This window comes from Nodularia sp. UHCC 0506 (assembly GCF_034931045.1).
Taxonomy (GTDB): domain Bacteria; phylum Cyanobacteriota; class Cyanobacteriia; order Cyanobacteriales; family Nostocaceae; genus Nodularia.
This window is the reverse complement of sequence record NZ_JAYGHH010000005.1, coordinates 10,174-34,520: the sequence shown is the minus strand read 5'-3', so window position 1 is coordinate 34,520 and position 24,347 is coordinate 10,174. Positions and strand designations below refer to the sequence as shown.

17 protein-coding genes are annotated in these 24,347 nt (G+C 42.9%); 9 read left to right on the top strand and 8 right to left on the bottom strand.

Going from position 1 to position 24,347, the window contains the following annotated elements:
* The first annotated feature begins 127 nt into the window (after positions 1-127).
* Complete coding sequence (locus VB654_RS05500; RefSeq protein ID WP_323212710.1) at positions 128-934, top strand: tetratricopeptide repeat protein; 807 nt, start codon at positions 128-130, stop codon at positions 932-934.
* A gap of 179 nt (positions 935-1,113) precedes the next feature.
* Here VB654_RS05500 and VB654_RS05495 read toward each other — a convergent pair whose 3' ends face one another.
* Positions 1,114-1,929, bottom strand: a complete 816-nt coding sequence (locus VB654_RS05495) for a TIGR01548 family HAD-type hydrolase (RefSeq protein ID WP_323212541.1) — start codon at positions 1,927-1,929, stop codon at positions 1,114-1,116.
* A gap of 189 nt (positions 1,930-2,118) precedes the next feature.
* Between VB654_RS05495 and VB654_RS05490 the strand changes: the two genes are divergently transcribed.
* The 4 genes from VB654_RS05490 to ftsH3 all read left to right on the top strand — a co-directional run bounded on the left by VB654_RS05490 (position 2,119) and on the right by ftsH3 (position 6,086).
* Positions 2,119-2,418, top strand: coding sequence for a 30S ribosomal protein PSRP-3 (locus VB654_RS05490; RefSeq protein WP_089092518.1), 300 nt, complete (start codon positions 2,119-2,121; stop codon positions 2,416-2,418).
* Positions 2,419-2,506: 88 nt separating this feature from the next.
* Positions 2,507-3,292: a hypothetical protein gene (locus VB654_RS05485; RefSeq protein ID WP_323212540.1), complete on the top strand. Its 786-nt coding sequence runs from the start codon at positions 2,507-2,509 to the stop codon at positions 3,290-3,292.
* A gap of 64 nt (positions 3,293-3,356) precedes the next feature.
* Positions 3,357-4,130 carry an aminotransferase class IV gene (locus tag VB654_RS05480; protein ID WP_323212708.1) on the top strand — a complete coding sequence of 258 codons (774 nt, stop codon included), beginning with the start codon at positions 3,357-3,359 and terminating at the stop codon, positions 4,128-4,130.
* A gap of 117 nt (positions 4,131-4,247) precedes the next feature.
* Entirely contained in the window at positions 4,248-6,086 is a 1,839-nt protein-coding gene (gene ftsH3, locus VB654_RS05475) for an ATP-dependent zinc metalloprotease FtsH3 (RefSeq protein WP_323212539.1), read from the top strand.
* 261 nt (positions 6,087-6,347) lie between these two features.
* Here the strand turns inward: ftsH3 and VB654_RS05470 are convergent, their stop codons facing one another.
* Entirely contained in the window at positions 6,348-9,239 is a 2,892-nt protein-coding gene (locus VB654_RS05470; protein WP_323212537.1) for a glycerol-3-phosphate acyltransferase, read from the bottom strand.
* A gap of 158 nt (positions 9,240-9,397) precedes the next feature.
* Positions 9,398-9,538 carry a hypothetical protein gene (locus VB654_RS05465; protein ID WP_271730551.1) on the bottom strand — a complete coding sequence of 47 codons (141 nt, stop codon included), beginning with the start codon at positions 9,536-9,538 and terminating at the stop codon, positions 9,398-9,400.
* A 283-nt stretch (positions 9,539-9,821) separates the two neighbouring features.
* Between VB654_RS05465 and VB654_RS05460 the strand changes: the two genes are divergently transcribed.
* The gene (locus tag VB654_RS05460; RefSeq protein ID WP_323212536.1) at positions 9,822-10,784 is read left to right on the top strand and encodes an SGNH/GDSL hydrolase family protein; all 963 of its coding nucleotides are present in this window, start codon (positions 9,822-9,824) and stop codon (positions 10,782-10,784) included.
* Positions 10,785-10,887: 103 nt separating this feature from the next.
* On the opposite strand, the gene VB654_RS05455 is transcribed toward VB654_RS05460, so the two are convergent.
* On the bottom strand, positions 10,888-11,910 hold the full coding sequence (locus VB654_RS05455; protein ID WP_323212534.1) for a tetratricopeptide repeat protein: 1,023 nt from the start codon (positions 11,908-11,910) through the stop codon (positions 10,888-10,890).
* A 930-nt stretch (positions 11,911-12,840) separates the two neighbouring features.
* Here VB654_RS05455 and gyrA point away from each other — a divergent pair.
* From gyrA to VB654_RS05440, 3 genes are all read left to right on the top strand, one after another.
* Complete coding sequence (gene gyrA, locus VB654_RS05450; protein ID WP_323212533.1) at positions 12,841-15,468, top strand: DNA topoisomerase (ATP-hydrolyzing) subunit A; 2,628 nt, start codon at positions 12,841-12,843, stop codon at positions 15,466-15,468.
* A gap of 125 nt (positions 15,469-15,593) precedes the next feature.
* The gene (gene lnt / locus VB654_RS05445) at positions 15,594-17,162 is read left to right on the top strand and encodes an apolipoprotein N-acyltransferase (protein ID WP_323212532.1); all 1,569 of its coding nucleotides are present in this window, start codon (positions 15,594-15,596) and stop codon (positions 17,160-17,162) included.
* Positions 17,159-17,326 carry a hypothetical protein gene (locus VB654_RS05440; RefSeq protein WP_323212531.1) on the top strand — a complete coding sequence of 56 codons (168 nt, stop codon included), beginning with the start codon at positions 17,159-17,161 and terminating at the stop codon, positions 17,324-17,326. Before lnt ends, VB654_RS05440 begins: the two co-directional genes overlap by 4 nt.
* Positions 17,327-17,373: 47 nt before the next feature.
* On the opposite strand, the gene VB654_RS05435 is transcribed toward VB654_RS05440, so the two are convergent.
* From VB654_RS05435 to VB654_RS05420, 4 genes are all read right to left on the bottom strand, one after another.
* Positions 17,374-18,417, bottom strand: a complete 1,044-nt coding sequence (locus VB654_RS05435; RefSeq protein WP_323212530.1) for a glycosyl hydrolase — start codon at positions 18,415-18,417, stop codon at positions 17,374-17,376.
* A gap of 404 nt (positions 18,418-18,821) precedes the next feature.
* On the bottom strand, positions 18,822-19,988 hold the full coding sequence (locus VB654_RS05430; protein WP_323212527.1) for an FAD-dependent monooxygenase: 1,167 nt from the start codon (positions 19,986-19,988) through the stop codon (positions 18,822-18,824).
* A 124-nt stretch (positions 19,989-20,112) separates the two neighbouring features.
* The gene (locus tag VB654_RS05425) at positions 20,113-21,429 is read right to left on the bottom strand and encodes an NAD(P)/FAD-dependent oxidoreductase (protein ID WP_323212525.1); all 1,317 of its coding nucleotides are present in this window, start codon (positions 21,427-21,429) and stop codon (positions 20,113-20,115) included.
* Positions 21,430-21,521: 92 nt separating this feature from the next.
* Entirely contained in the window at positions 21,522-24,314 is a 2,793-nt protein-coding gene (locus VB654_RS05420) for a bifunctional acetate--CoA ligase family protein/GNAT family N-acetyltransferase (RefSeq protein WP_323212706.1), read from the bottom strand.
* Positions 24,315-24,347 lie beyond the last annotated feature (33 nt).

The following is a 24,347-nucleotide window of genomic DNA, read 5'->3' as shown; positions in this document are numbered from 1 at the left end:
GAGGGAAGAGGCAGGGGGGCAGGGGGGCAGAGGGAAGAGGCAGGGGGGCAGGGGGCAGGGGGCAGGGGGGCAAAAGTCAGAGGTTATTAATCGTTTTTCAGCAGTTTTAAAGGTAAATATATCGATGATGATCAAGTTAATTGGGATGGTTTTGAGTTTGTTGCTGGTGTTGGGCTGGAGTACACCAGTTTTGGCAGTATCCGAAGTGCCTCGTATTACTCAAGAACAGTTAGAACAAGGAGATAAATGGGCGAAAAAGGCTTTAAAAGCGACGAATAAAGGTGATTTTGCCACGGCGGAAACTTACTGGACACAGATTATTGAGCAGTTTCCCACCAATGCAGGCGCATGGAGTAACCGGGGAAATTCGCGGGTGAGTCAGAATAAATTGCAAGCAGCATTGACAGATTATAACCAAGCGATAGAATTAGCACCCAATGCCACTGATCCTTATTTAAATCGGGGTACAGCTTTAGAAGGATTGGGAAAATGGCAAGAGGCGATCGCGGACTATAATCATGTCTTAGAACTTGATCCCAATGATCCAATGGCATACAACAATCGGGGAAATGCCAAATCAGGTTTAGGACAATGGCAAGATGCGATCGCAGATTATCAAAAATCAATGGAAATTGCGCCAAATTTTGCCTTTGCACGGGCTAACTACGCCCTCGCCCTTTATGAAACTGGTCAAATCGACGCAGCCATCCACGAAATGAAGAACATAGTCCGCAAATATCCCCAATTTGCCGATATGCGTGCCGCCCTCACAGCAGCTTACTGGGTCAATGGCAACAAAGGCGAAGCAGAAAGCAACTGGGTAGCAGCTTATGGGCTGGATAACCGCTATAAAGATATGAACTGGGTAACAAATATCCGCCGTTGGCCTCCCAGTATGGTGGTAGCTTTAGATAAATTTTTGAAACTTCAGTAAATATTGCTGAAGGCTTTCTACCATGGTCAGTATTGCAACTGAGTAAAGACGCAGTGTTTATAAACAAACTGCAACAAGAATCTCATTCACAATTTTAATTTTCCCCATTACAGCTATTTTCAGGTAAATAGACCACACAGTAAGGGCGCAAGGCCTTACGCCCCTACGACAGATGTGGTTCAGATACATGAAAACTGCTGTAACTGCAATAATTCCCCTATTTTGGCTGGATCTAGTTGTTCAACATTACTTAAAACTATGGCTGCACCTGCTGCTAGTAATATTTGACTATAAGCATCACTATGGGCAGATGTGTCCTGGACGTGAGGCGGTAAAATCCCGACACCAATCCAAATCCGGTGAGGATTCATTTCTCGCGCCTTCCTGACGGTATACATATCAGCTACGGTATCGCCCACATAGATGATTGCTGACAGATTATTGAGTTCATTCTCTAACAAGCCAATAGTGGCAAAAAGTCCGGTGGGGTCTGGTTTACCTGGTGCATCTTCCATTGCAATTAACACTGGCGACTGTAAACCCAGACGTTTATGTAAAACATAAGTAGCAGAACCACGGGTAGCACCACTGAAAAACCCCCAGGAAATACCAGATGCTGTGAGACTTGCTAAATAGTTGGGCTGTAATAATAAAGGTTCATCACAGATATACCCATTCCAATTTTCTGGGTCTGTGCCTCGATAACGAGATTGAAAAAAGGCCACAATAGTTTTGTAATCCAGTTGTAATTGCTGGCGAGTTTGTCCAAGAGATTCAAAGTAGCGATAAATAAATTCTTGGGAAGCTTCCCAATCATTATTCCAGAGTCCTTCAGATTTTAGCTGGTCAATGTCTGTTGGTGTGGGACGATAGGCTGTGTTGGTAAAATGCTCTACAGTGTCCGCCAGCGCTCGGCGGTAGGAATTGCCAACATCGCGCACCACACCATCAATATCGAAGATGACAATTGGGTTGAGTGAAGATTTTTCTGTCATGGCATTGGGAAATAAAAACAGCTATTAGATTTTAATCGCTGACAGTTGAACAATTTGCAATCACTATTTGGTCATCCGGTGAAGTATTGCGTTAAAATAAGCGATCGCACAGCATATACAGTGGGCATCATTTCCACCCGTGCGATTGGCAACTTAGTATTAATCCCCAGATATCCCTCGGAGGTGTGATTGACCCAATTTATTCTTAAAATCCTTTGGTTAGACGAAAACGTTGCCCTAGCAGTCGATCAAGTCGTAGGTAAAGGCACAAGTCCTTTAACTAAGTATTTTTTCTGGCCTCGAAATGATGCTTGGGAAGAGTTAAAAAAGGAATTAGAGTCCAAACACTGGATCACTGATGTAGATCGAGTCGAATTGCTGAATAAAGCCACAGAAGTAATTAACTACTGGCAAGAAGAAGGCAGAAGACGACCGATGGCAGAAGCTCAATTGAAGTTCCCTGAAGTTGCCTTCACAGGTAGCGCTTAAAGAGTACAACATTCTGAGTGTTGAGTAGTATAATATTTTAAAGTTAGCAGCGCCCCAGGCGCTGTTTTTACTCAGCGTTTACCTAAAGATGTTATTTCTATCTCGCCCAGCCTTGATTACACCTTTGGTAGCCTGTTTGTGTTTGTTGGGAGTGAGCCTAATTCAGTTTCCTCAACTCCAAACCTTGTTAAGAAGCAAACAAGATATCTCTTTAAATGTTCTAGAAAGAGAAATTACGGCGGAAAGTGTGCGGCTGAATTTTATTAAAAGAATGCCTAGCTTTGGTTATGATAACCTCATCGCCAATTGGGTTTATCTGGGTTATGCACAATATTTTGGTGATGAAGAAGCTCGTGCTAAAACAGGTTATCGCCTCAGTCCAGAATATTTTGAAATTATTTTAGAACAAGACCCACGATTTTTAGCCGCTTATTTGAGTCTTTCTACCAGTGTTTCTATATACGCTGGGATGCCAGAACGCTCTCTAGAAATTATGGAGAGGGGTTTACAGTCTTTGTCTCCCTGGGTTCCTCAAAGGTCTTATTATGTGTGGCGTTATAAGGGAATTGACGAATTATTGTTTTTAGGAGATATGAAATCTGCTCAAGAATCTTTTGCTATGGCGGCAGAATGGGCTGGTAATTTTTCAGATGATGAAAGTCAATCAATCGCTGCGAGTTCTCGGCAAACTTCGATGTTTTTAAGTCAAAATCCTGACAGTACAACTGCACAAATCTCCGCCTGGGTTATGGTATTAAATAATCCAGTTGATGAAAAAACTCGTGCTAGGGCAATTAGTGAAATTGAGGCTTTGGGTGGAAAGGTAACTAGTACTCCAGAAGGGAATGTAATTTCATTTCCTGAACAGGAATAAACCCCACCCCCAGCCCCGCAAGCGAGGAGGGGAGTTTAAGAGTTTTATATAGTAGGTTAGTGTTATTTATTGGTATAAGGGCAAACTGATAGAATCCCAAACCCTAGAGTTAGATATTCATGATCCGGGGTTAATTTTTGGGGCGACGGTATTTACAACTGTGCGCGTTTATGGTAGCAGCCTCGATAGTAGTTTAACTAATTGGGTGGCACACTGCGATCGCCTACTTTTCTCTTTACAATCTTTTGGTTGGCGAGAACCAAATTGGCATCTGGTGCGTCAAGGTGCGGAAATTCTGGCAGGAAGTTTCCCTGTTCTGAGAATTACTCTGTTTGCTGATGGACGGGAATGGATAACTGGAAGGTTATTACCACCGGATTTAATTGCCAAACAAAAACACGGCATTACCACAACTTTGGCATTATCAAACTTTTATCGTAGTCTGCCTTCTCATAAAACTGGTAACTATCTCAGTGCTTGGTTGGCGAAGACTCACGCCCAACAGTTAAATTCTCAGGAGGCTATCTTAATTGATGCCGCAGAAAATTGGCTAGAAACTACCACAGGGAACCTTTGGGGATGGCAGAATGGTAGTTGGTGGACTCCACCATTAACAGAGGGAATTTTACCGGGAATCGTGCGATCGCAACTAATAAAGTATCTACCCACAGTGCATGAGTCACCTTGGAATGCCGAGTTAGTGCGAGGATTTGAAGCGATCGCCTACACTAATAGTGTGGTGGAAATTATCCCCATTCACACCGTTGTACAACCCACAGGGTCGCTACAATATAATCCCTACCATCCTAGTTTTCTACAAATAAGGGAGCTTTTCTAACATGACAACCGCACCGTTATGTTATACCTTAAGATAAGTTAACATAATTCTTAATAATGCCCTCTCATATCAGAGAAGCTACGCTAACTCACAAAAAATACAGGAGGATATACCTCAGTGAATAAAAGATGGAGAAATGCGGGGCTGTATGCGCTGCTATTTATAGTTGTCATTGCTCTAGGTACAGCATTTTTTGACAAACAACCTCAAACGAGAGAGACATGGCGATACAGTCAATTTATTCAAGAAGTTGACAAAGGCAGTGTAGATAGAGTCAGCCTGAGTGCAGACCGTTCTACAGCGCTTGTTACCTCCAGAGATGGTGACAAAAAGATTGTAACCTTAGTTAATGATCCTGATTTAATCAATAATCTGACTGAAAAGGGCGTTGATATCGCTGTTCTGCCCCAAACTGACGAAGGATTCTGGTTTAAAGCACTGAGCAGTTTATTTTTCCCTGTATTGCTTCTGGTGGGTTTATTCTTCTTACTACGTCGCGCTCAAAGTGGCCCTGGAAACCAAGCCATGAACTTTGGCAAATCCAAAGCCAGAGTGCAAATGGAACCACAAACACAGGTAACATTTGGCGATGTCGCTGGTATTGACCAAGCCAAGTTGGAATTAAACGAAGTAGTAGACTTTCTGAAAAATGCCGACCGCTTTACCGCAGTTGGAGCCAAAATTCCTAAAGGTGTATTATTAGTTGGCCCTCCAGGGACAGGTAAAACCCTCCTGGCTCGTGCTGTAGCTGGTGAAGCTGGTGTACCATTCTTTTCCATCTCTGGTTCTGAGTTTGTAGAAATGTTCGTCGGCGTGGGTGCTTCCCGTGTCCGCGATTTGTTTGAACAAGCTAAAACCAACGCTCCTTGTATCGTATTTATCGATGAAATTGACGCTGTAGGTCGCCAACGGGGTGCAGGTTTAGGAGGTGGTAACGATGAACGGGAACAAACCCTCAACCAGTTACTCACCGAAATGGATGGTTTTGAAGGTAATACAGGCATTATTATAATTGCCGCTACCAACCGTCCTGATGTCTTAGATGCAGCCTTAATGCGTCCCGGTCGTTTTGACCGTCAGGTAGTTGTAGACCGTCCCGACTATGCTGGACGTAGCGAAATCCTCAAAGTTCACGCCCGTGGTAAGACCTTAGCCAAGGATGTGGATTTAGATAAAATTGCTCGTCGGACTCCTGGGTTTACCGGTGCAGATTTATCCAACTTGCTCAACGAAGCGGCAATTTTGGCAGCACGGCGCAACTTGACCGAAATTTCAATGGATGAAATCAATGATGCCATTGATCGGGTGTTAGCTGGGCCAGAGAAGAAAGACCGGGTAATGAGCGAGAAGCGCAAAACTCTAGTAGCTTACCACGAAGCTGGTCACGCCTTAGTTGGTGCTTTGATGCCCGACTATGACCCAGTACAAAAAATCAGCATTATCCCTCGTGGTCGTGCTGGTGGTTTAACTTGGTTTACTCCTAGTGAAGACCGTATGGATACAGGCTTGTATAGCCGTTCTTATCTGGAAAATCAAATGGCTGTAGCTTTGGGTGGTCGTTTAGCTGAAGAATTAATCTTTGGTGATGAAGAAGTTACCACTGGTGCTTCTAACGACTTGCAACAAGTAGCCCGTGTAGCCCGTCAGATGATTACCCGCTTTGGTATGAGCGATCGCTTGGGGCCAGTCGCCCTGGGTCGTCAGCAAGGTAATATGTTCTTAGGCAGAGATATCATGTCAGAGCGTGATTTTTCCGAAGAAACTGCTGCTGCTATTGATGAAGAAGTGCGGAAACTGGTGGATGTAGCTTACACCCGTGCTAAAGAAGTATTAGTTAACAACCGTCACATTCTTGATTTGATTGCGAAAATGCTCGTTGAAAAAGAAACAGTAGATTCTGACGAATTGCAAGAAATTTTGACAAATAACGATGTCAAAACTGCTGCTTTTGCTTAATTAACTTTGGTTGCAGTGTAACTAAAATGGGGTAGTTCTGGGTTTTCCAGAGTTACCCTATTTTTTTGATATCGAGAGGCTTAGATCCCCGACTTCTTCAAGAAGTCGGGGATCTTTCTTTTCTTTGGTTTAGTAAATAATGCTGCTAATTGAAGGGGAACTGCAAAGCCTCAACCAACCCACGAATATTTAATTTTTTTTAGCGTAATAAATTTTGCTCCCCTCCTTGCTGGCTAATGTGTACACCGGAGAAGAGGAAAGTCAATCTGGCCTCAAATCGTTGGATAATTCGATAATTCCCCTAGATCCATCCATTCGTACTCGTTGCCCATCTTGTAATATCCAGGTGGCATTGTGAACATCCATGATAGCGGGAATGCCGTATTCACGAGCGATGATTGCACCATGAGAAAGTCTTCCACCAGCCTCAGCAATTAAACCGCCAGCCCTGACTAATAGAGGGGCCCAACCGGAATCTGTGTAAGGTACTACCAAAATTGTTTCACGGTTGATTTCTGGTAAATCTTGTAAATTTCTGACTACCTTGATTCTCCCTTCGGCTTGTCCGTGGCTGGCGGGAATACCCTGTAATAACTGGTCTGAGTAAAGAGGGGATGGGGATAGGGGATGGGGTGGTGTATTGCCGTAAACTAAAAGGGGGATTTGATTAAACTGACTATCTTGGTCGAATTGCGATCGCCTAAATTGTACTATTTCAGATAAATGTTGTCGGAGTTGAAAATCATCACCTGCGACTAAACGCCGAACTTCATCTAATTCTAGAAAAAAGATATCCCCAGTTTGCTGAAGTAAGCCGGATTTTAACCAAATTTCTTCTAAAGCGACAAATCGCCACCGCAATTCAGCCAATAGCCGAGAATACAGTTCTGTAACTCTTCCTTTAATATCTACCCGTCGCTGTACCACGCCTCGTTTGTTCTTTGCTGATAAAACCCGATTGACAGAATTTCCATCATCTGTATCTGGTCGATTTTGCAATAACTGTACAAACAATTGCTTGATGGGTTGGGGGTTTTCCTTCCAGGTAGGAACAGCAATATTTGTCCCCACATCACTTAAATAACCGTAATCTTCTAGGAGTTCGTTAAACTCATAAAGAATTTTATCTCCTTCTGGGGTTTGTGCCAATTGTTCAAATACTTGATTTGGTTCACACTCTGGTAATACTTGTTTGGCATCTGCGGCTAAAACAGTTAGCGATCGCAATGCTGACACTTCTGGGGCGACACTATTATCAATTTCTCCATCTTTGACACGGAAAACTGCTTGTCTCAAGGCTGCACTCAAAGGGGCTAAAATACTGTAATAAGTGCCACTGCGGAGTAATTCCAGAATTGAATCTATTCTTTTTAATAGCTGGGGCGCTGTCAGTTCTTCTATAGATTCATTTGCTAATTGCGACAAACCAGGAATAAACTTACTACTATAGTCCCGCTTAAAATCCTTTTCTAAGGAGAGTTCTTGCCTCAGTAACCGGATTAATCCTGGTAAATTCTCCAAAGTGGTCTTTAACGGCGGTTTGCTCATCTTTGCGCCTCTAGTTAAAAATTCCAAACTTTCCGGTGGTAAGCCCATCCGCAGAAAAATCTGTCCTAAGAGGGAGGCGTTAAAATAAGCTCTGGAGTAGTGCAGGGTGGCAGTTTCGCTAAAATCTAATCCCAAGGCGCGATCGCCTAAAACCAAAGTAAAAATATCTCCCCAAACGCCACAAGTCAAAGGGCGATTAATCGACCAGGTTAAGGGTTGAATTACGCCAGGAATCACTTCGGCGGCAATTTTCCTTGTCCAGATAGGTAACAGGGTCGTAATGGGTCGAGATTGCAAAACCCAGAGATTTTGACTGTCATAAGTCCACTCAATATCTTGGGGTAAGCCGTTATATTGTTTTTCGAGTCGCCGGACTAAATATACTACTTGTTTAATTAATGCTTGTGGTACTTGCCCGCTACCCTCCAACTGCACAGAAGAAATATTCTCGGTTTCGACGACAAAGGCGCGATATTGTTCTGGTGTGACTTTGCCGGAAACAACTTGAGTGGGACTACCGGGTAAAGCTTCAATGACAATTGCATCACCTTGTTGGCTAATGGGGTCACGACTGAACGCTACACCAGAATAGACACTCTGGATTTGTTGTTGTACCAGTACAGCCATAGCAGTATCTGGTAAACCGCGATCGCGACGATATTGAACAGCAGCAGGATGATTGTAAGAAGCTTGGACTTGAGCGATCGCCCCTTGTAATTGTTCTTTGCTGGTAACATTCAAAATTGTTGTGTATTGTCCCGCCGCCGAAGCTTGTTCCGAGTCTTCGCCAATTGCCGAGGAACGCACTACTAAAGGAGATAAATCAGAAGGCTGAAGCATTGCAATCAACTCTTCGGGATCATCAACCGGGGAAATTACCCATCCTTTCGGCACTGGATAACCCCAGCGCTTAATTTGAGATAGTGTAGCTGCCTTTTGTCCGAATACAGCCGGGTCTAACTCGTCATCTAAAGAAAGAATCGAGCGATTACCACGTAAATATGCAAAAGTGGCTTGTGAATCTGTATCAGACTCTTCCACTGGCAAATTTAAATCATCGGGAATTTTTGTGTAAATCCACCCCAAAATTCCAGCTAAGACAACAGCCGCCATAATTTTGGGGAAATTGCCCACATTCAGAAGTAACACAAACAAGGGAAATACAAATAAAACTCCGAACTTTACCAATTGCCGAGATTGCAGAACTGTAAAAGTGATAATTGCCAACAAACTGGTGAATATGGCCACAAGAGGATCATGGACAATAAATCCCCAAACAACGTTGGTTGTACCTGCCCCTCTACCTACCCCATATCTACCTAAAACCAAGGTAATTAGGGCAATTAATTCCCAAGCTGATCCTTCAGGAAAAAATACACGAGACAGCAATACTGCCGCAATTCCTTTGACCCCTTCTGACAAAACAGCCAGAATACCGACCCATGTACCGCCATGATAAAAAGCGGCTGAAACGCTGATGTTTTTAGTACCAATTTGTGATATTTGCCTGCCTTTGAGGGCGTAAGTAATCCAAGCAATAATTGGTAACGCGCCCAAGATTGGACAGGTAATTAAAATAATTAAGGCTCCCCAAAGTTCAATCATTGTTAATTTTAGATTTTAGATTTATTTTCCCTCTAAAACCTTAAATCTCAACTTTTCAAGTTTTTCGGAAATTTTTTGATGGTGTTTAGGGTGCTTTGATGGACACTTGGCTGCGGTGGAAACCGTTGTTGCAAGTGTCCCCCTTATTTGCTAATTAATTAGTTTAGCGCATAGGCAGCTTGCAACGCCCAAATAATTAAGGCAGCAATCGATCCCAGTAGCAGCACAGTAGAGATAGTAACTACTCTGGGGGAATCAGCACCCTTGAATTTCATAATTCCGCGATTTAAATCGGACATAGCTTGTAATCCTCCTTTGTTACAGGGCTAATTTGTCCGTTTTGATTGTAGTCTTTCTATTTGCTGATCAAGCTAAATTACAGATAATATTTTGTTTAAGCTTTGCAACAATGGTCATTAGTCTGAAATTTGGGATTTTGTTTTTTAACGCAAAGGGGCGCGGAGGTTCACGCAAAGCTACGCAAAGGTTTTTTCACCTTTAACACGTAAGTACACCGGAACCGATTAAACTATGTTATACCAATTTTTTATGAATAAAAGTTTTATCGGAGGGCGTTTATAGGTGAAGTTAGCACTAATAATATTTTTGGCGGTTGTGGGGTTATGTGTGGTGGTTGAGGTGGGTTTGCGATCGCTGTTTGGTTTTGGTAATCCTCTGATTTATATTGGTGATCCGCATATTGGTTATTTATTAGCTCCTAACCAACGCACGCGCCGCTTTGGTAATCGCATTGAAATTAATCAGTATTCTATGCGAAGTTCATCTATTGAAAAGATACCTGCATTTTCTACTTTGCGTGTGTTAATTATTGGCGATTCTATTGCTAATGGTGGCTGGTGGACAGACCAGGATAATACAATATCAAATTTAATCAGCCTGGCTTTAAAGGAAAAAAATATTAGTAATTACCAGGATGTGGAAGTATTGAATGCTTCGGCTAATTCTTGGAGTCCCAGAAACGAATTAGCATATTTAGAAAGATTTGGTAGCTTTAACGCGCAAATAGTGGTGTTATTAATTAATACTGATGATTTATTTGGTACTGCACCAACTTCTTTACCGGTGGGACGCGATCGCAATTACCCAGATCAAAAACCTCCCCTAGCATTGGCAGAAGTATGGCAAAGGTATATTATTAAACCAAAACCCATTCCCGAAATCAAAGCTGTGCAGAAAGAAGCAGGGGATATAGTGGGGATTAATTTAGAAGCCATTAGTCAAATCCAAGAATTCACCCGTCAAAACAATAGCCAATTTTTGCTACTAATGACTCCCTTATTGCGAGAAGTTGGTGAACCAGGCCCCCGTGACTACGAAATTAAAACCCGTCAAAGATTGATTGACTTTACCCAGGCGCAGCAAATTACGTATATAGATTTCTTACCGTTAATCAATGCACACCCAGGAGCAAAAGCCTTGTATCAAGACCATATCCACTTCAACTTACAAGGTAATCAATTTATCAGTCAAGTTATAGAGCGATCGCTGCTTTTAATGTTGAATGCTGAGACTCAGACGCGATAAATCGCGTCTGTACAAGAAAGTGTTGCTCCGCAAAGAAAGGTAAATATTTTTTCTTTCTCAGCACTCAGCACTCAGCACTCAGAACTTTCCCCACTCAGCACTCTTAAAGAGTATCTATAGACTGCTGAATCTTTTGCAACAGTGGTTGAGAGTCGATGGCTTTGGCTAAATCTTGAGCATTGCGGTAGTAAGACATTGCTAACTTTTTGCGTTTAGTTTTAGCGTAAAAGTTACCCATATTCAGCAGCGTGGAAATTTCACCCAGACAATCACCAATTTCTTGATAAATAGCGATCGCTTGCTCATAATATTTCATCGCCTGTCGGTTATTCGCCAACATCTGGTAGGTAAAACCAATGTTATGTAAGGTTGTCCCTTCACCGGCGCGATCCTTGATCGCTCGACGTGTCAATAAAACTTGATAGTAAAGCAACAGTGCTTTTTTAGGTTCTCCTAAATCACCATAGACAGAAGCAATATTATTTAAGGTACTAGCTTCGCCCATGATGTTCTTGACAGCTCGTTGAATTGGCAGCGCTGCTTGCAAAAATTCTAAAGCTTGCTCATATTGTCCTAAAGTGCTGTAAGCATAACCAATACCATTGAGGGTAGTGGCTTCACCAGAAAAATCTCCTAGTGAGCGACGCATGGCCAAAATTTGGTACTGTAGCAAGAGCGATCGCTTGGGTTCGCCCAATTTGCTATAAATTAGTGCAACATCATTGAGAGTAGAAATTTCGCCGGCAATATCTTGTAAATCTCTGAAGATTTCTAATCCTTGATTAAAGTATTCCAGCGATCGCGTCAAACGCCCCAAACGGCTGTATGTAGAACCGAGATTGCTAAGTGCGATCGCCTCGGCTCGTCTATTACCAAGTTCTACAGCTACCAAACGTGCTTGCTGAAAACACTCTAATGCTTGTAGAGGTTGGCAACAACTCAAATGAGCTAAACCAATATCATTTAATGTATGGCCTTCTCTGGCTCGGTCTGGAATTGCTCTAGCTAACTGTAAATTCTCGCTGGCAAAATTGAGATATTCTTGAAACTGCCCCTGTTTGTAGTAGCGGCTGGCTTCATCTCGACGTTGTTCCCATTCTTGGACTTGATTAAAAGCTTGCGTCATCTTACCCCGGTTACACTCTGCGATGAATTGGCAAGTGATTTTTGGGAATGAACCCTCTGGAGGTTCCCCAATGTTTAAGTTAAGAATATTTTCTCTCTTTAGAGATAAAAAGTAAATAGAATTGAAATAAAAAAATATATCTATAGATACAAGACTGATCACAGGATTTAAAAAAATTCTCTGCCAACCTCTGTCTTGCTCTTGAGTGCAGCTTTTAATTTTCCCCCTTTCCCTGGAAGCATATATTTAGCGCATAAGGGGTCATACCCCTCAAGACTACGGTGTACACACAAATCCAAAAACCTTTATTTGGGTAGGGTGTGTTATGGACTTTAGTCCTAACGCACCGACGTTGAGGATGGTGCGTTGCGCTACGCGACAACATATCCTACAAAAAAGTTTGGGGTAATTCAATCATTTGTGTGTACACGGTAGCCCCTACTGGCTTTATACTCAGCACTCAGCACTCAGCACTCAGCACTTATGATATAACCAATCTAAAAACAAACTATTGAATCTGTTCACTGATTTTTTGGTGATACTTGAGGAGCTTTTTTAGATAATTGTCATAACATTAAATCCCACAATTTCTAATTTATACTATCCTGGCATCATCAACGGTAAAACTTGCTAATTTTTTAGAAAAACTGCATTTAGAATAAACTCTTAAATAAAGATTTAATAAATTATTTTCTATAATAAATTTAGCTAATAAACAGAATAATCGGGAACTTTATATATTAGCAAAAAGTAATTTGACTTTTAAATTTTAAATTCTGATATTTGAGCTATTTACTTGGTCGGCAAAACTCCAGTCTATATGTTAGAATGATAACAAAATATGGCAATTATTCAAGATTAATTGAGAATAATTTAACGCTTGCGGAAGCGTAAGGGCTAAAATCTACATTTTTTGGAGTTTTTTAGGTTATGACAACCTCACAGGAGAGGATTATCCCGACGGACTTGCGGAACGAAATGTCCCAGTCTTATCTGGAATACGCCATGAGTGTTATTGTGGGTCGGGCGCTCCCAGATGCCAGGGATGGTCTGAAACCTGTGCATCGTCGCATCCTCTACGCAATGCACGAGTTGGGTCTGATGCACGATCGCCCGTTTCGGAAATGCGCCCGTGTAGTTGGGGAAGTGTTGGGTAAATATCACCCCCACGGCGACACAGCAGTGTATGATGCTTTGGTGCGGATGGCACAGGATTTTTCCATGCGATCGCCCCTAATTAATGGGCATGGTAACTTTGGTTCAGTAGACAACGATCCACCGGCGGCAATGCGGTACACAGAATGTCGCTTGCAAGCCTTAACGAATCTGTCCCTACTGCAAGACATTGAATCAGAAACAGTAGATTTCATTGATAACTTTGACGGTTCCCAACAAGAACCCACAGTATTACCATCGCGCATCCCCCAATTGTTGCTGAATGGTTCCTCTGGAATTGCCGTGGGGATGGCGACCAATATTCCTCCCCACAACTTGGGCGAATTAATTGATGGTTTGGTAGCCCTGATTCACAACCCAGAGATCACCGACCTGGAATTAATGGAGTATATTCAGGGGCCAGACTTTCCCACCGGGGCGCAGGTTTTAGGAACATCTGGCATTCGGGAAGCTTACACCACCGGACGTGGTTCCATTACCATGCGTGGTGTCGCCACCATTGAAACCGTCGAACAAAGAGGACGGCAAGATCGGGAAGCAATTATTATCACCGAACTGCCCTACCAAACCAACAAAGCGGCATTGATTGAAAAAATCGCCGATATGGTGAATGAGAAGCGGTTAGAGGGAATTGCAGACATCCGGGACGAAAGCGATCGCGACGGGATGAGAATCGTGATCGAACTCAAACGCGATTCCTACCCCCGTGTAGTCCTCAATAATCTCTACAAGCAAACCCCACTCCAAGCCAACTTTGGGGCGAATATGTTGGCGTTGGTGAATGGTAAACCGGAAATTCTCAACCTCAAGAAGTTCTTAGAAGTCTTTCTAGATTTCCGCATCGAATCCATTACCAGACGCACCCGCTACGAACTACGAAAAGCCGAAACCCGTGATCACCTTTTACAAGGGTTATTAATTGCCTTATCCCAATTAGATGAAATTATCGTCTTAATTCGTCATGCACCAGACGCACCCACAGCCAAAGGAGAGTTAATTACCAACTACGGGCTATCAGAAGTGCAAGCTGACGCTATTTTACAGATGCAGCTGCGGCGTTTAACTGCCTTAGAAGCAGATAAAATTCGTCAAGAACACGAAGACTTACAAACGCAAATTGCCGATTTGCAGGATATTTTAGCCCGGCGAGAACGGATACTAGAAATCATTGAAACCGAAATCGCCCAGTTAAAAGAGAGCTTTGCTACACCCCGGCGCACAGTAATTTTACCGGGAGAAGGGGAAATAGATGAGCGTGATTTGATTGCCAATGAAAAAGCGATCATTTTAGTCACAGAGCAAGGTTACATCAAACGGATGCCTGTGAACACCTTTGAAGCTCAAAGCCGTGCTACCAGAGGTAAAGCTGCTGCTAAGGTCAAAGATGATGATACCATTGAGCATTTCTTGACTTGCTGCGACCATGACAGTATTTTATTCTTTAGCGATCGCGGTGTCGTTTACTGCCTCAAAGCCTATCAAATTCCCGTGAGTTCCCGTACTAGTCGCGGTACAGCCATTGTACAAATGCTGCCCATTCCCAGGGAAGAAAAAATCACCTCAATTGTCCCCGTAGACGAGTTTAGCCGTGAAGAATATCTGGTTATGCTCACCAAAGGCGGCAACATTAAGAAAACCGAACTAGCTGCATTTAGTAACATCAGAGCTAACGGCTTAATTGCCATTTCTCTCGAAGAAGGCGACCAACTGCGCTGGGTGCGACGGGCGAGAGTTGAAGACAGCATCTTAGTTGGTTCTCGTCTAGGTATGGCCATTCACTTTAGATGTACCCATGAACAGTTGCGTCCTTTAAGTAGAGCAACTCGTGGAGTCAGAGCCATGAAACTGAAAAAAGGTGATGAATTGGTCGGAATGGACATACTTCCAGCCGCAATTCTGGACACCTTAAATACAGATGAACCCGAAACCGCAGAAATCGAAACTGTAGAAGCCGAAGTTGTAGAAACCGAAACCGCAGAAATTGAAAATCAGGAGGAAACCGCAGAAGCACCAAGTAACGGCAATATCGGACCTTGGGTGTTGGTAATTACAATGGGCGGATACGGAAAACGCGTTCCAGTTGCCCAATTCCGACTGCAAAACCGTGCCGGTCAAGGTTTAATGGCTACAAAATTCAAAAACCGTAAAGGCAAAGACAAATTAGCCACCTTACGCATTGTGAATAATGACGATGATGAAATCATGATGGTAACAAAGCGTGGTATTATTATCCGTCAAGCCGTGAATGCGATTTCTATACAATCGCGGTCAGCCACTGGCGTAAGAGTGCAACGTCTCGATGAAGAAGATGCCATTAACGGTGTAGCCATAGTTCCCCCTGATGCAGTTGATGATGTTGAGGTGGTGGAAGAAGCGGAATAAAAAACCCAGGGAGCAGCTAATTGTCTTAAGACTTACGCAAGAACTCTCTAAAACTCTTATTTCTTCGTGTCCTTAGCGTTCTTCTCCCAAAGGGAGAGGCTATTGCCAATGCGGTTCATTCTTCCATGATTTTGCGTAAGTCTCATACCTTAATCCCTTATTGCATCGCCTTAGCCAGTGGTGTATCAATGGGGCTAACAGTAGCCCCTGTTGGTGCATGGTTTTTGGCATGGATTGCCCTAGCTCCCCTGTGGGTATTAGTTGTTACTTCTCCCCAAAAAAGCAAATCCCCCCTCCTCCTCGCCCTCGCCTGGGGTGTGGGCTATCACGGAGTCGCCCTATCCTGGATTACCGGCATTCATCCAATGAATTGGTTGGGCGTTCCTTGGTTGCCGAGTTTAGCAATTACCCTGTTTTGTTGGTCATTTATCAGCTTCTACGGAGGTTCCCTCGTTACCCTCTGGGCAGCTGCTATGACTCGTTTCACTGTAAAAAACACTTGGCAGCGTGTTCTAATTGGTACAGCTATATGGTGTGCCTTAGAAAGCCTGTGGAGTACAAGTCCCCTGTGGTGGAGTTCCCTAGCTTATACCCAAAGTCCCCACAACCTAGTAATTTTACACCTTGGTCAACTCTCCGGGGCGAACACAGTCACAGCCGCCATAGTTGCAGTCAATGGATTCATAGCCGAAGCATGGATAAACGCCAAGACTTCCTCTGCGCCCTCTGCGCCTCTGCGGTTGGTAAATAAAAACTTAGCCTCCGCCGCAGCAATATTAATTACCCTACACCTTATGGGCTTTTACTTATACAGCCGTCCCCTAGCCCAACCACCAGAAGCCGCATTAAAAGTGGGAATTATCCAAGGTAATATTCCCAACGAAATTAAACTTATACCCCAAGGATTGCGACAGGCGATCGCAGGTTACACCACCGGATATTACAATCTAGTAGCTCAAGGTGTAGATGCAGTCCTCACCCCAGAAACCGCCTTACCATATTTCCAGCGCGACTTACCCAACACCAGCTTAGTGCAAGCAGTGCAACAAAAAGGCGTAATTGCTTGGATTGGGGCATTTGGAGAACGGGAACGCAGTTATACAAATAGTTTATTTACCTTCACTGGTAACGGTGAAATTTTCAGCCGTTACGACAAAACCAAATTAGTCCCATTAGGTGAATATGTACCCTTTGAGGGGATTTTTGGGGGTATAATTCAACGTTTATCACCATTGAATGCACACCAAGTCCCAGGTACAACAAATCAGATATTTGATACCCCCTTCGGTCGGGCGATAGTTGGTATCTGTTACGACTCTGCATTTCCCGAATTATTTCGCCGTCAAGCTGCTGCGGGTGGGCAATTTATTCTCAGTGCTTCTAACGACGCTCATTACACCGCATCTATGCCATTTCAGCATCACGCCTTGGATATGATGCGGGCTATTGAAACTGATAGATGGTCAGTCAGGGCGACAAATACGGGATATTCAGCCTTTGTAGATCCTCATGGGAGAACCTTATGGATTTCAAAATATAACACATACCAAACTCATGCTGAAACCATATACAGACGGCAAACCCAGACTTTGTATGTGCGTTGGGGCGATTGGTTGACAGTTGTGTTATTGGCGTTGAGTGTCTTAGCTTGGGCGACATCATACCTTTTGGCAAAATTATCACCTCTTAATTGAGCAAAATAAAAGGTGTTTTATTGGGGATGATTGGTGCAGGAATCGCGCTGTTGTATGTGATTTGTGCGTTGTGTATGTTGCTAGTGGGTTTAGTGGGGTTTACAGTCCCCTTAGTTCGGGATGTGGAAAAGTCTGTACCTGACCATGATCAAGCCATTTTATAGCAAAAAACCTCAGATGAACACAGATAAATCTGTATTTTATTTACCGATTATTCACCCCAGCGATGCCATTGGCGAAAATTACTTCCAGCACTGACTGCCAAACCAATCTGATGCTGTGATGATAGTTCATCATGACCACCTTCGTTAGCTCCGATGTAATACATTCGGAAACTACCATCATCCATTGGCACTACACAAGGCGTACCGACTGCCCGTGCATCCCAATTACCAGAACCTTTTTCAGCATGGGAAAAGATAGGAACATCTGTATCTTTTTGCCAATGAATACCATCATTGGAAATAGCTAAACCAATGGAATGATAACCACTGTTGTTAACACCTTCATAAAACATTAAGTACTGTCCATTGATTTTTAAGACATGGCGAGTACCAATACCTCTCTCATCAAAACTTCCAGACTCGCCCGCCCCTAAAATTTGACCAACTTTTTTCCAATGCAAACCATCGGTTGATAATGCTAAACCGACTAAAAAACCTTTATCTGGGTTCAAGGTGTGGTAGTACAATTTCCAATTGCCATCATCATACAAGACTTGCGGCCAAGCACAAAATAAGGCATCAAATTCGCCATCTTTACCTACATCCAGAACTGCCCCTTGGTAAGCACCTTGCAGCCGTACCCAATTTATACCATCACGGGAAATAGCACAGCCGGGGCGCATCTGTAATCCTTTAGCTGAAAATTTGCCGATATTAATAACTGTGTGGTTCCCGCCAAAGTACCACATCCAATAAAGACCATTGTGAAAGTTGACATTACTCACGCCAACATGGGCAGAATCAAAGCGATGAGTATCTGAATGAGGCTCAAATACAGAACCCATCGTCAATTGTCCCTTTACCCGTTGCCAATTCACGCCGTCTAGGGAAGTCGCTAAACCACAGCGACCAGTTGGTAAGTTAATTTGCCGGTCAAAAGTAGCATCTCGTCCGTAGTACCACATCTTCCAGCTTCCATCGGGACAGCGCATAACCTGTGGTGCGGATACTCTCTCGGAATCCCACCAACCTTCTATTCCTGGTGCTAATACTAGACCGGGTTGATTGATTTGTGTTGTTTTTTCGCTCATGAAGTGAAAATATAAATTAGTTAAATAGTTGCTGATTTCAAATATTAATTTGTCTTACCCAAAGGCGCAAAGAAAAAGGGGAGCATCCCAAATGTGCAAGTTTAATTTATGTATGGGATTTTGGTTTAGAAGGAACGAACCGCCAAGACGCATTCGCGTAGCGTCTCCCCTTGGGAGAAGAACGCCAAGGGAAGAGGGTTTCATAGGGTTTTTGCATCAGTTTCCATATTTTTACCAATTTGGGATGCTCCCAAAAAAAGAAGGTGGTTTTGGTATTCTATACTCTGATTCAGCAATGCCAATTAAACAAACCGCAGAGGCACAGAGAACACAGAGAGATGAGGACGAGAGAGGTTTATTTTGTTCGGTGAATTTGAGCTTCCTATGTTAGTTGTTGTTAATTTTTAAGAAAAACTTACCATAGAAGGCTTATATTTGTACAGCCACTCTTCAAATTCAGCATTACTGACTTGTGCTTGCTGCATCATTTGACTCAGATAGGTTTCACTATCAGATTTATATGCACGCTTCGCCCCGACTGCGTTACGAATCTGGATAATTTGGGTGCGGGGTTTACGACTATTTTCATAGTTAGCTAGGGCTGTTTCAATACTGGAAGCATGACAAAGGCTTTGGGCTAGTTCCCAGGCATCTTCAAAGGCTGTATTGGCTCCCTGTCCCAGTAATGGTACCATTGGATGGGCTGCATCGCCTAAAAGTGTGACTCTGCCTTGACTCCAGTTTTGGAGGGGTGGTCTGTCACATATTGGTCGTTCTACAATATCTTCAGCGTTCGTTGCTGTTAATATTTCTTGTACTGGTTCTGCCCAACCAGAAAATTTTTGTTGGATACGAGATTTAATATCAGCAGGACTTTGGGCAAGAAAGCCGTCTGGACAGAGGGAGGCTGCACTCCAAAATACATATCCGCTACCTAAGTCGAAAAACCCGAAAATTTTGCTGTCGGATGCTGTCATGGACATGACTTGATGAGGAAGTAGTTTTGGGTGACTGTATTTGAGAACAGCTCGCCAAGACATCCGACCAGCATAATCAGGTTTTCCGTCTCCAATCAGTGTTTGCCTAACTACGGAGTTTAAACCATCAGCCCCAATTAACACATCTGCTTGCACTGTTTTCCCGCCTTCAAAGCAGATTTGAACTTTTTTGTCATTTTGCTCAAAATTAATGCACCTATGGTCAAGGTGGATGGCTTTAGGCGGTAGTTGAGAGGCGAGAATTTCTTGGAGACGTGACCACCGGATTTGTAACATCGGTTGTCCGTATTTTTCCTGTAGTTTTACTGTTTTCTGCCCAATCAATTCGCCGTTACTTTTATACAGTTCCAGTTTTTGAGTTTGGCTACCCGCAGCTTTTAATAACTCAGTGATTCCCGGTGTAATAACCTCAAGACTATGTAACCCATTTGGGACAAGGCTCAAACCAGCACCCACTGGACGCAAAAGTCGGGCTTTTTCGTAGACTTGAGCATTGATTCCTTGTTTTCGGAGTGCTTTAGCTACACTTAAACCACCAAGTCCCGCACCGATAATTGCTACTTTGTTAACCATGTTTTACTCCTTTTCCACTAGAAGAATATTGAATTTAATTAACCAATCAGGCACGTTTGTAAAGCGTCTCGCAGGAAAGAAAACAGGTGATTCTACACCAGGAAAGGAGTAAGTATTATTGCTATCAAGTATTCAGCAATTTCTCGTTTGATTTTTTCACTTTTGATATCCAGGTTTGATATAAATTCAAAATTTCTGAGTAGGAAACTTTGGTTTCAAATATCAGGTCAATTAGTGAAGGTGGGAAAAATTTCGGTAACAGTCGGTGCAGAGTTTTGGCAATATATTCTCTCAAAATAAATTCAATAAATAATCCGGTAGATGTGGGGAAAGCATAGTCTCCTAGTTCTACTAAAGCGTAACCATCTGGTTGACGACGAATAGTAAATTGTTTGAGAGAATCAGCTAAATTATCAGAATATTCATTCAAAATATGGTCAAAAACTGCGACATCTTCCAGTGCTGCATTACAGCCTTGACCAATTGAAGATGATACCGCATGAGCTGCATCTCCCATAATTAGTACACTATCACCTTGATGATAATGACTACAGCGAACTGTTAAAATTTTAGCAATTGGTCTATTCAGGAAAGCTTGCGCTTCTTCTTGTGTCATAATATGACCAATTTCGGGAAAGTTTGTTTGAAAAAATTTCAGTACATCGTCGGCGCTAGAATGACCGATTATCTGATTGTTTTGACGAGGAAAATTGATTGCACCACTCATAGTCCCATCGGCTTGATGCAGTGCTACCATGAGTGTACCGTCTTCTAGTCTCCAAGTGTGAATGTTGTCTGTTTTGAGGTTAAGATGGGAATTTTTGCTATTTTCTAGGAAAATAGATTTGTAGTCAGTCGGGTAATACTTTTGTTCACATTCAAAATCTTCTGTATCCAGAAAACCTGCTCTAACCACAGAATTAGCTCCATCTGTACCAATTAACAGGTCATAAGCAATCGTGAAATCCTGTTTTTCGGCAACTGTTGAAGCTTGTGAAATACTTTTAAAGGTGACAGTTTTTGCCGCAAAATCTACGGAAGTACATTGACAATCGAAGTGAATTTTTAGCCGACTTTCGTGATAATTTCTAGTTAATTCTTTTAATAGCACTATTACTAAATTAGTCCGGTCAAGAGTAACTAGAGGTTTTCTTCTGGGTGTTAATCTTGACTTCCCATTTTTTTGGTGAAAAAGCGTTCCTGTCATTTCTACACTAACTGCTTTGACTGCTGGTTCTAAACTTTCAATTTGTCTCAAAGCAGTCATTCCCCTTTCGTTGAGAGATATGGGGAAGGTTCGGGATTTTGAGAAAGAGATAGTTCGAGGATCGCTGCGACGCTCGTAAATGTTAATGTGGTATTTGTCTCCACGACGTAAAAGATAGTGAGCCAGCAAAATTCCGCTAGGGCCAGCACCGATGATTGCTACTTTTTTGACCATGTTTTTAGGTCTGAGACATTGATGAACAAACAAAAATATTTAATACTAAATTATTAATTTCTAAATCCAAAAATAAAATTTTGCATGAATCTTTAGAAGGATTTATCTGAAGGATGAACTTTTGTGATATCGATTTCGGCTTTGACTAAAGTAGGGTCATCTGTGGGTTGGATGCTAAAACCAAGTTTTCTACAAATTCTTTGCATGACATAATTTTCACTCAAGATATCAGCAGTGATTCTATTGAGTTGCTCATCTCGACTAATTTGCAGTAACCTTTGCAGTAACTCGGTTCCTATGCCTTGACATTGAAAGCGATCGCATACCACAATAGCAAATTCTGCTTCATTCGTACCATGCAATTTATTTAACCGACCCACTGCCAAGATTTCCCTTGTTTGCGTTTGGGGATTGTGATATTCCACAACTAGAGCTATTTCACGATCATAATCGATAAAGCATAAGCGTGTTAACCGTTCATGGGTTACTCTCGACGGGAGCTTAATTAAGTGGAAATAACGAAGATAAACACTTTGTTCTGAGAGTGTCTGATGAAATTTTACCATCAATGGCTCATCTTCTGGACGGATAGGACGAATAGTTACAGGAGTGCCATTTCTCATCGTCCATTGGCTAACATATTGTATGGGATAGGGTCGAATTGCTAACTTTGGTAGTTCGTCTTCTTTGACATTTGGTTCATTCAGAATAATTCGCGCATCGAGGATAATTAATTGTTCAGATGAAGCAAGTAAGGGATTAATATCAATTTCCTTAATTTCACGCTGTTCTATGACTAATTGGCTAAATATAACCATTAATTCTTCCAGGGCGGTAATATCAACACTTTTGCGTCCCCGGACTCCTTGCAGCGCTTTGTAAATTTGTGTCTGCTCGATCATGCGTCGTGCTAAAGTGGTATTTAAAGGGGGAAGTGCGATCGCGCGATCGCCAAAAATCTCTACAAGTTGTCCTCCAGTGCCAAAAAGCAACACAGGGCCAAATTGGGCATCAAGTGTACTGCCAATAATTAGTTCATAACCAGCCATTTTGACCATTGGCTGTACAGTTACACCGAGGAAGAGTGCTGAGTGCTGAGTGCTGAGTGCTGAGTAATGAGGGTCTTGGAGTTTCTCATATAACGACGATTTAATGGTGCGGTAAGCTCGTCTAACGGCTTCAGCGTCTCGCAGATTTAACTGCACGCCACCAACATCGGTTTTATGGGTTATTGTGTGGGAAAAAAGCTTTAATACCACGGGATAGCCAATATTTTCAGCACACTGAACTGCCTCATTCTCACTTTCAGCCACGCAAGTAGTTACCGCCGGAATACCATAAGCTGCTAAAATCTGCTTTGACTCAAACTCTGTGAGAATAGTTCGCTGCGCCTGACGTGCTGATTTGATAATTTTCTCAACACAGTTACGGTCGGGTATTCCTGAAGCAGAATCAAGTGCAGATATTATAGGAGTTTCGTAGATACCACGCAAATTATAACTAGATTGCCACATATAACTAAACATCCGCGCCGCAGTATCGGGATAAGGATATGTGGGAATATGATTGCGGTTCAGAATCATTTCACCGACTGCTACATCTGCGCCTCCCATCCAACTAGCAAGGATAGGTTTACCAGCTATCTGCGCGTAGGGTTTTAATTGTTCGGCTGTTTGGGTGGGGTCTGTCATGGCTTGGGGAGTAAGAATTACCAATAAGCCATCACTATTGGCATCTTGAGCCGCAATTTCTAACGCTTGAGTATATCTCTGGGGGTCAGCATCGCCGAGAATGTCAATGGGATTACCATGACTCCAATGTGTGGGTAATAGTTGGTTAAGAGAGGCGATAGTTTCCTGAGAAATTGGTGCAACTTCTCCACCAGAAGCAATTAGAGCATCAGTAGCCAGCACTCCGGGACCACCTGCATTAGTCAAAATTGTCAGGCGTGAACCTTGGGGACGGGGTTGTTTTGCTAATACTTCCGCCATATCGAACAAGTCAGAAATACTGTTAACCCGCAACACTCCACAACGCCGGAAGGCTGCATCCAGAACTTCATCGCTGCCGGTTAATGCACCTGTGTGAGAGGCTGCGGCTTTAGCTGCGGCTGCGGTACGTCCGGCTTTAATCACAATAATTGGTTTAGTTAAAGCAACTTCTCGCGCTGCTGACAGAAATGATCTGGCATTCCCAATTGATTCCATGTAAATAATAATACTTTTGGTGTGCGGGTCATCACCAAGATAGTCAATTAAATCTCCCCAACCGACATCAAGCATGGAGCCAAGGGAAACAAAGGCGCTAAAACCAACGTTTTCTCGGAAACTCCAATCCAGGATAGCGGTGCAGAGCGCTCCACTTTGACTAATAAAGCCGACATTCCCAGGACGTGCCATTGCACTGGCAAAAGTCGCATTTAAACCTGTGCGCGGACTCATTGCACCCAAACAGTTAGGGCCAATAATCCGCATTTTACCCCGATGGGCTTGTTCTAGTATTTGCTGTTCTAAGATGACACCTTCAGCACCAGTTTCTTTAAAACCAGCACTGAGAATAATTGCACCTTTGACACCTGCATCAACGCACTCAGCAATAATACTTGGAACTGTTGAGGCTGGGGTAGCAATAACTGCTAAATCCACTGGTTCGGGGACATCAAAGATAGTCGGGTAAGCTTTAATTCCCAGTATGCTGTGACGGTGGGGATTGACAGGGAAAACGGTTCCACCAAAAGGATGACTGATTAAGTTCCATAGTAGATTGCGTCCAACGCTATGAGGTTTTTCACTCGCACCAATTACCGCTACACTTTTTGGCGCAAAAATAGCATCCAGAGGATTTCGCTTTTGAGTTCGCAAAATATCATGTATGGGCTTTTCCATGAGTTGCTGCTCTGTGGTGGTGAAGAATATTTT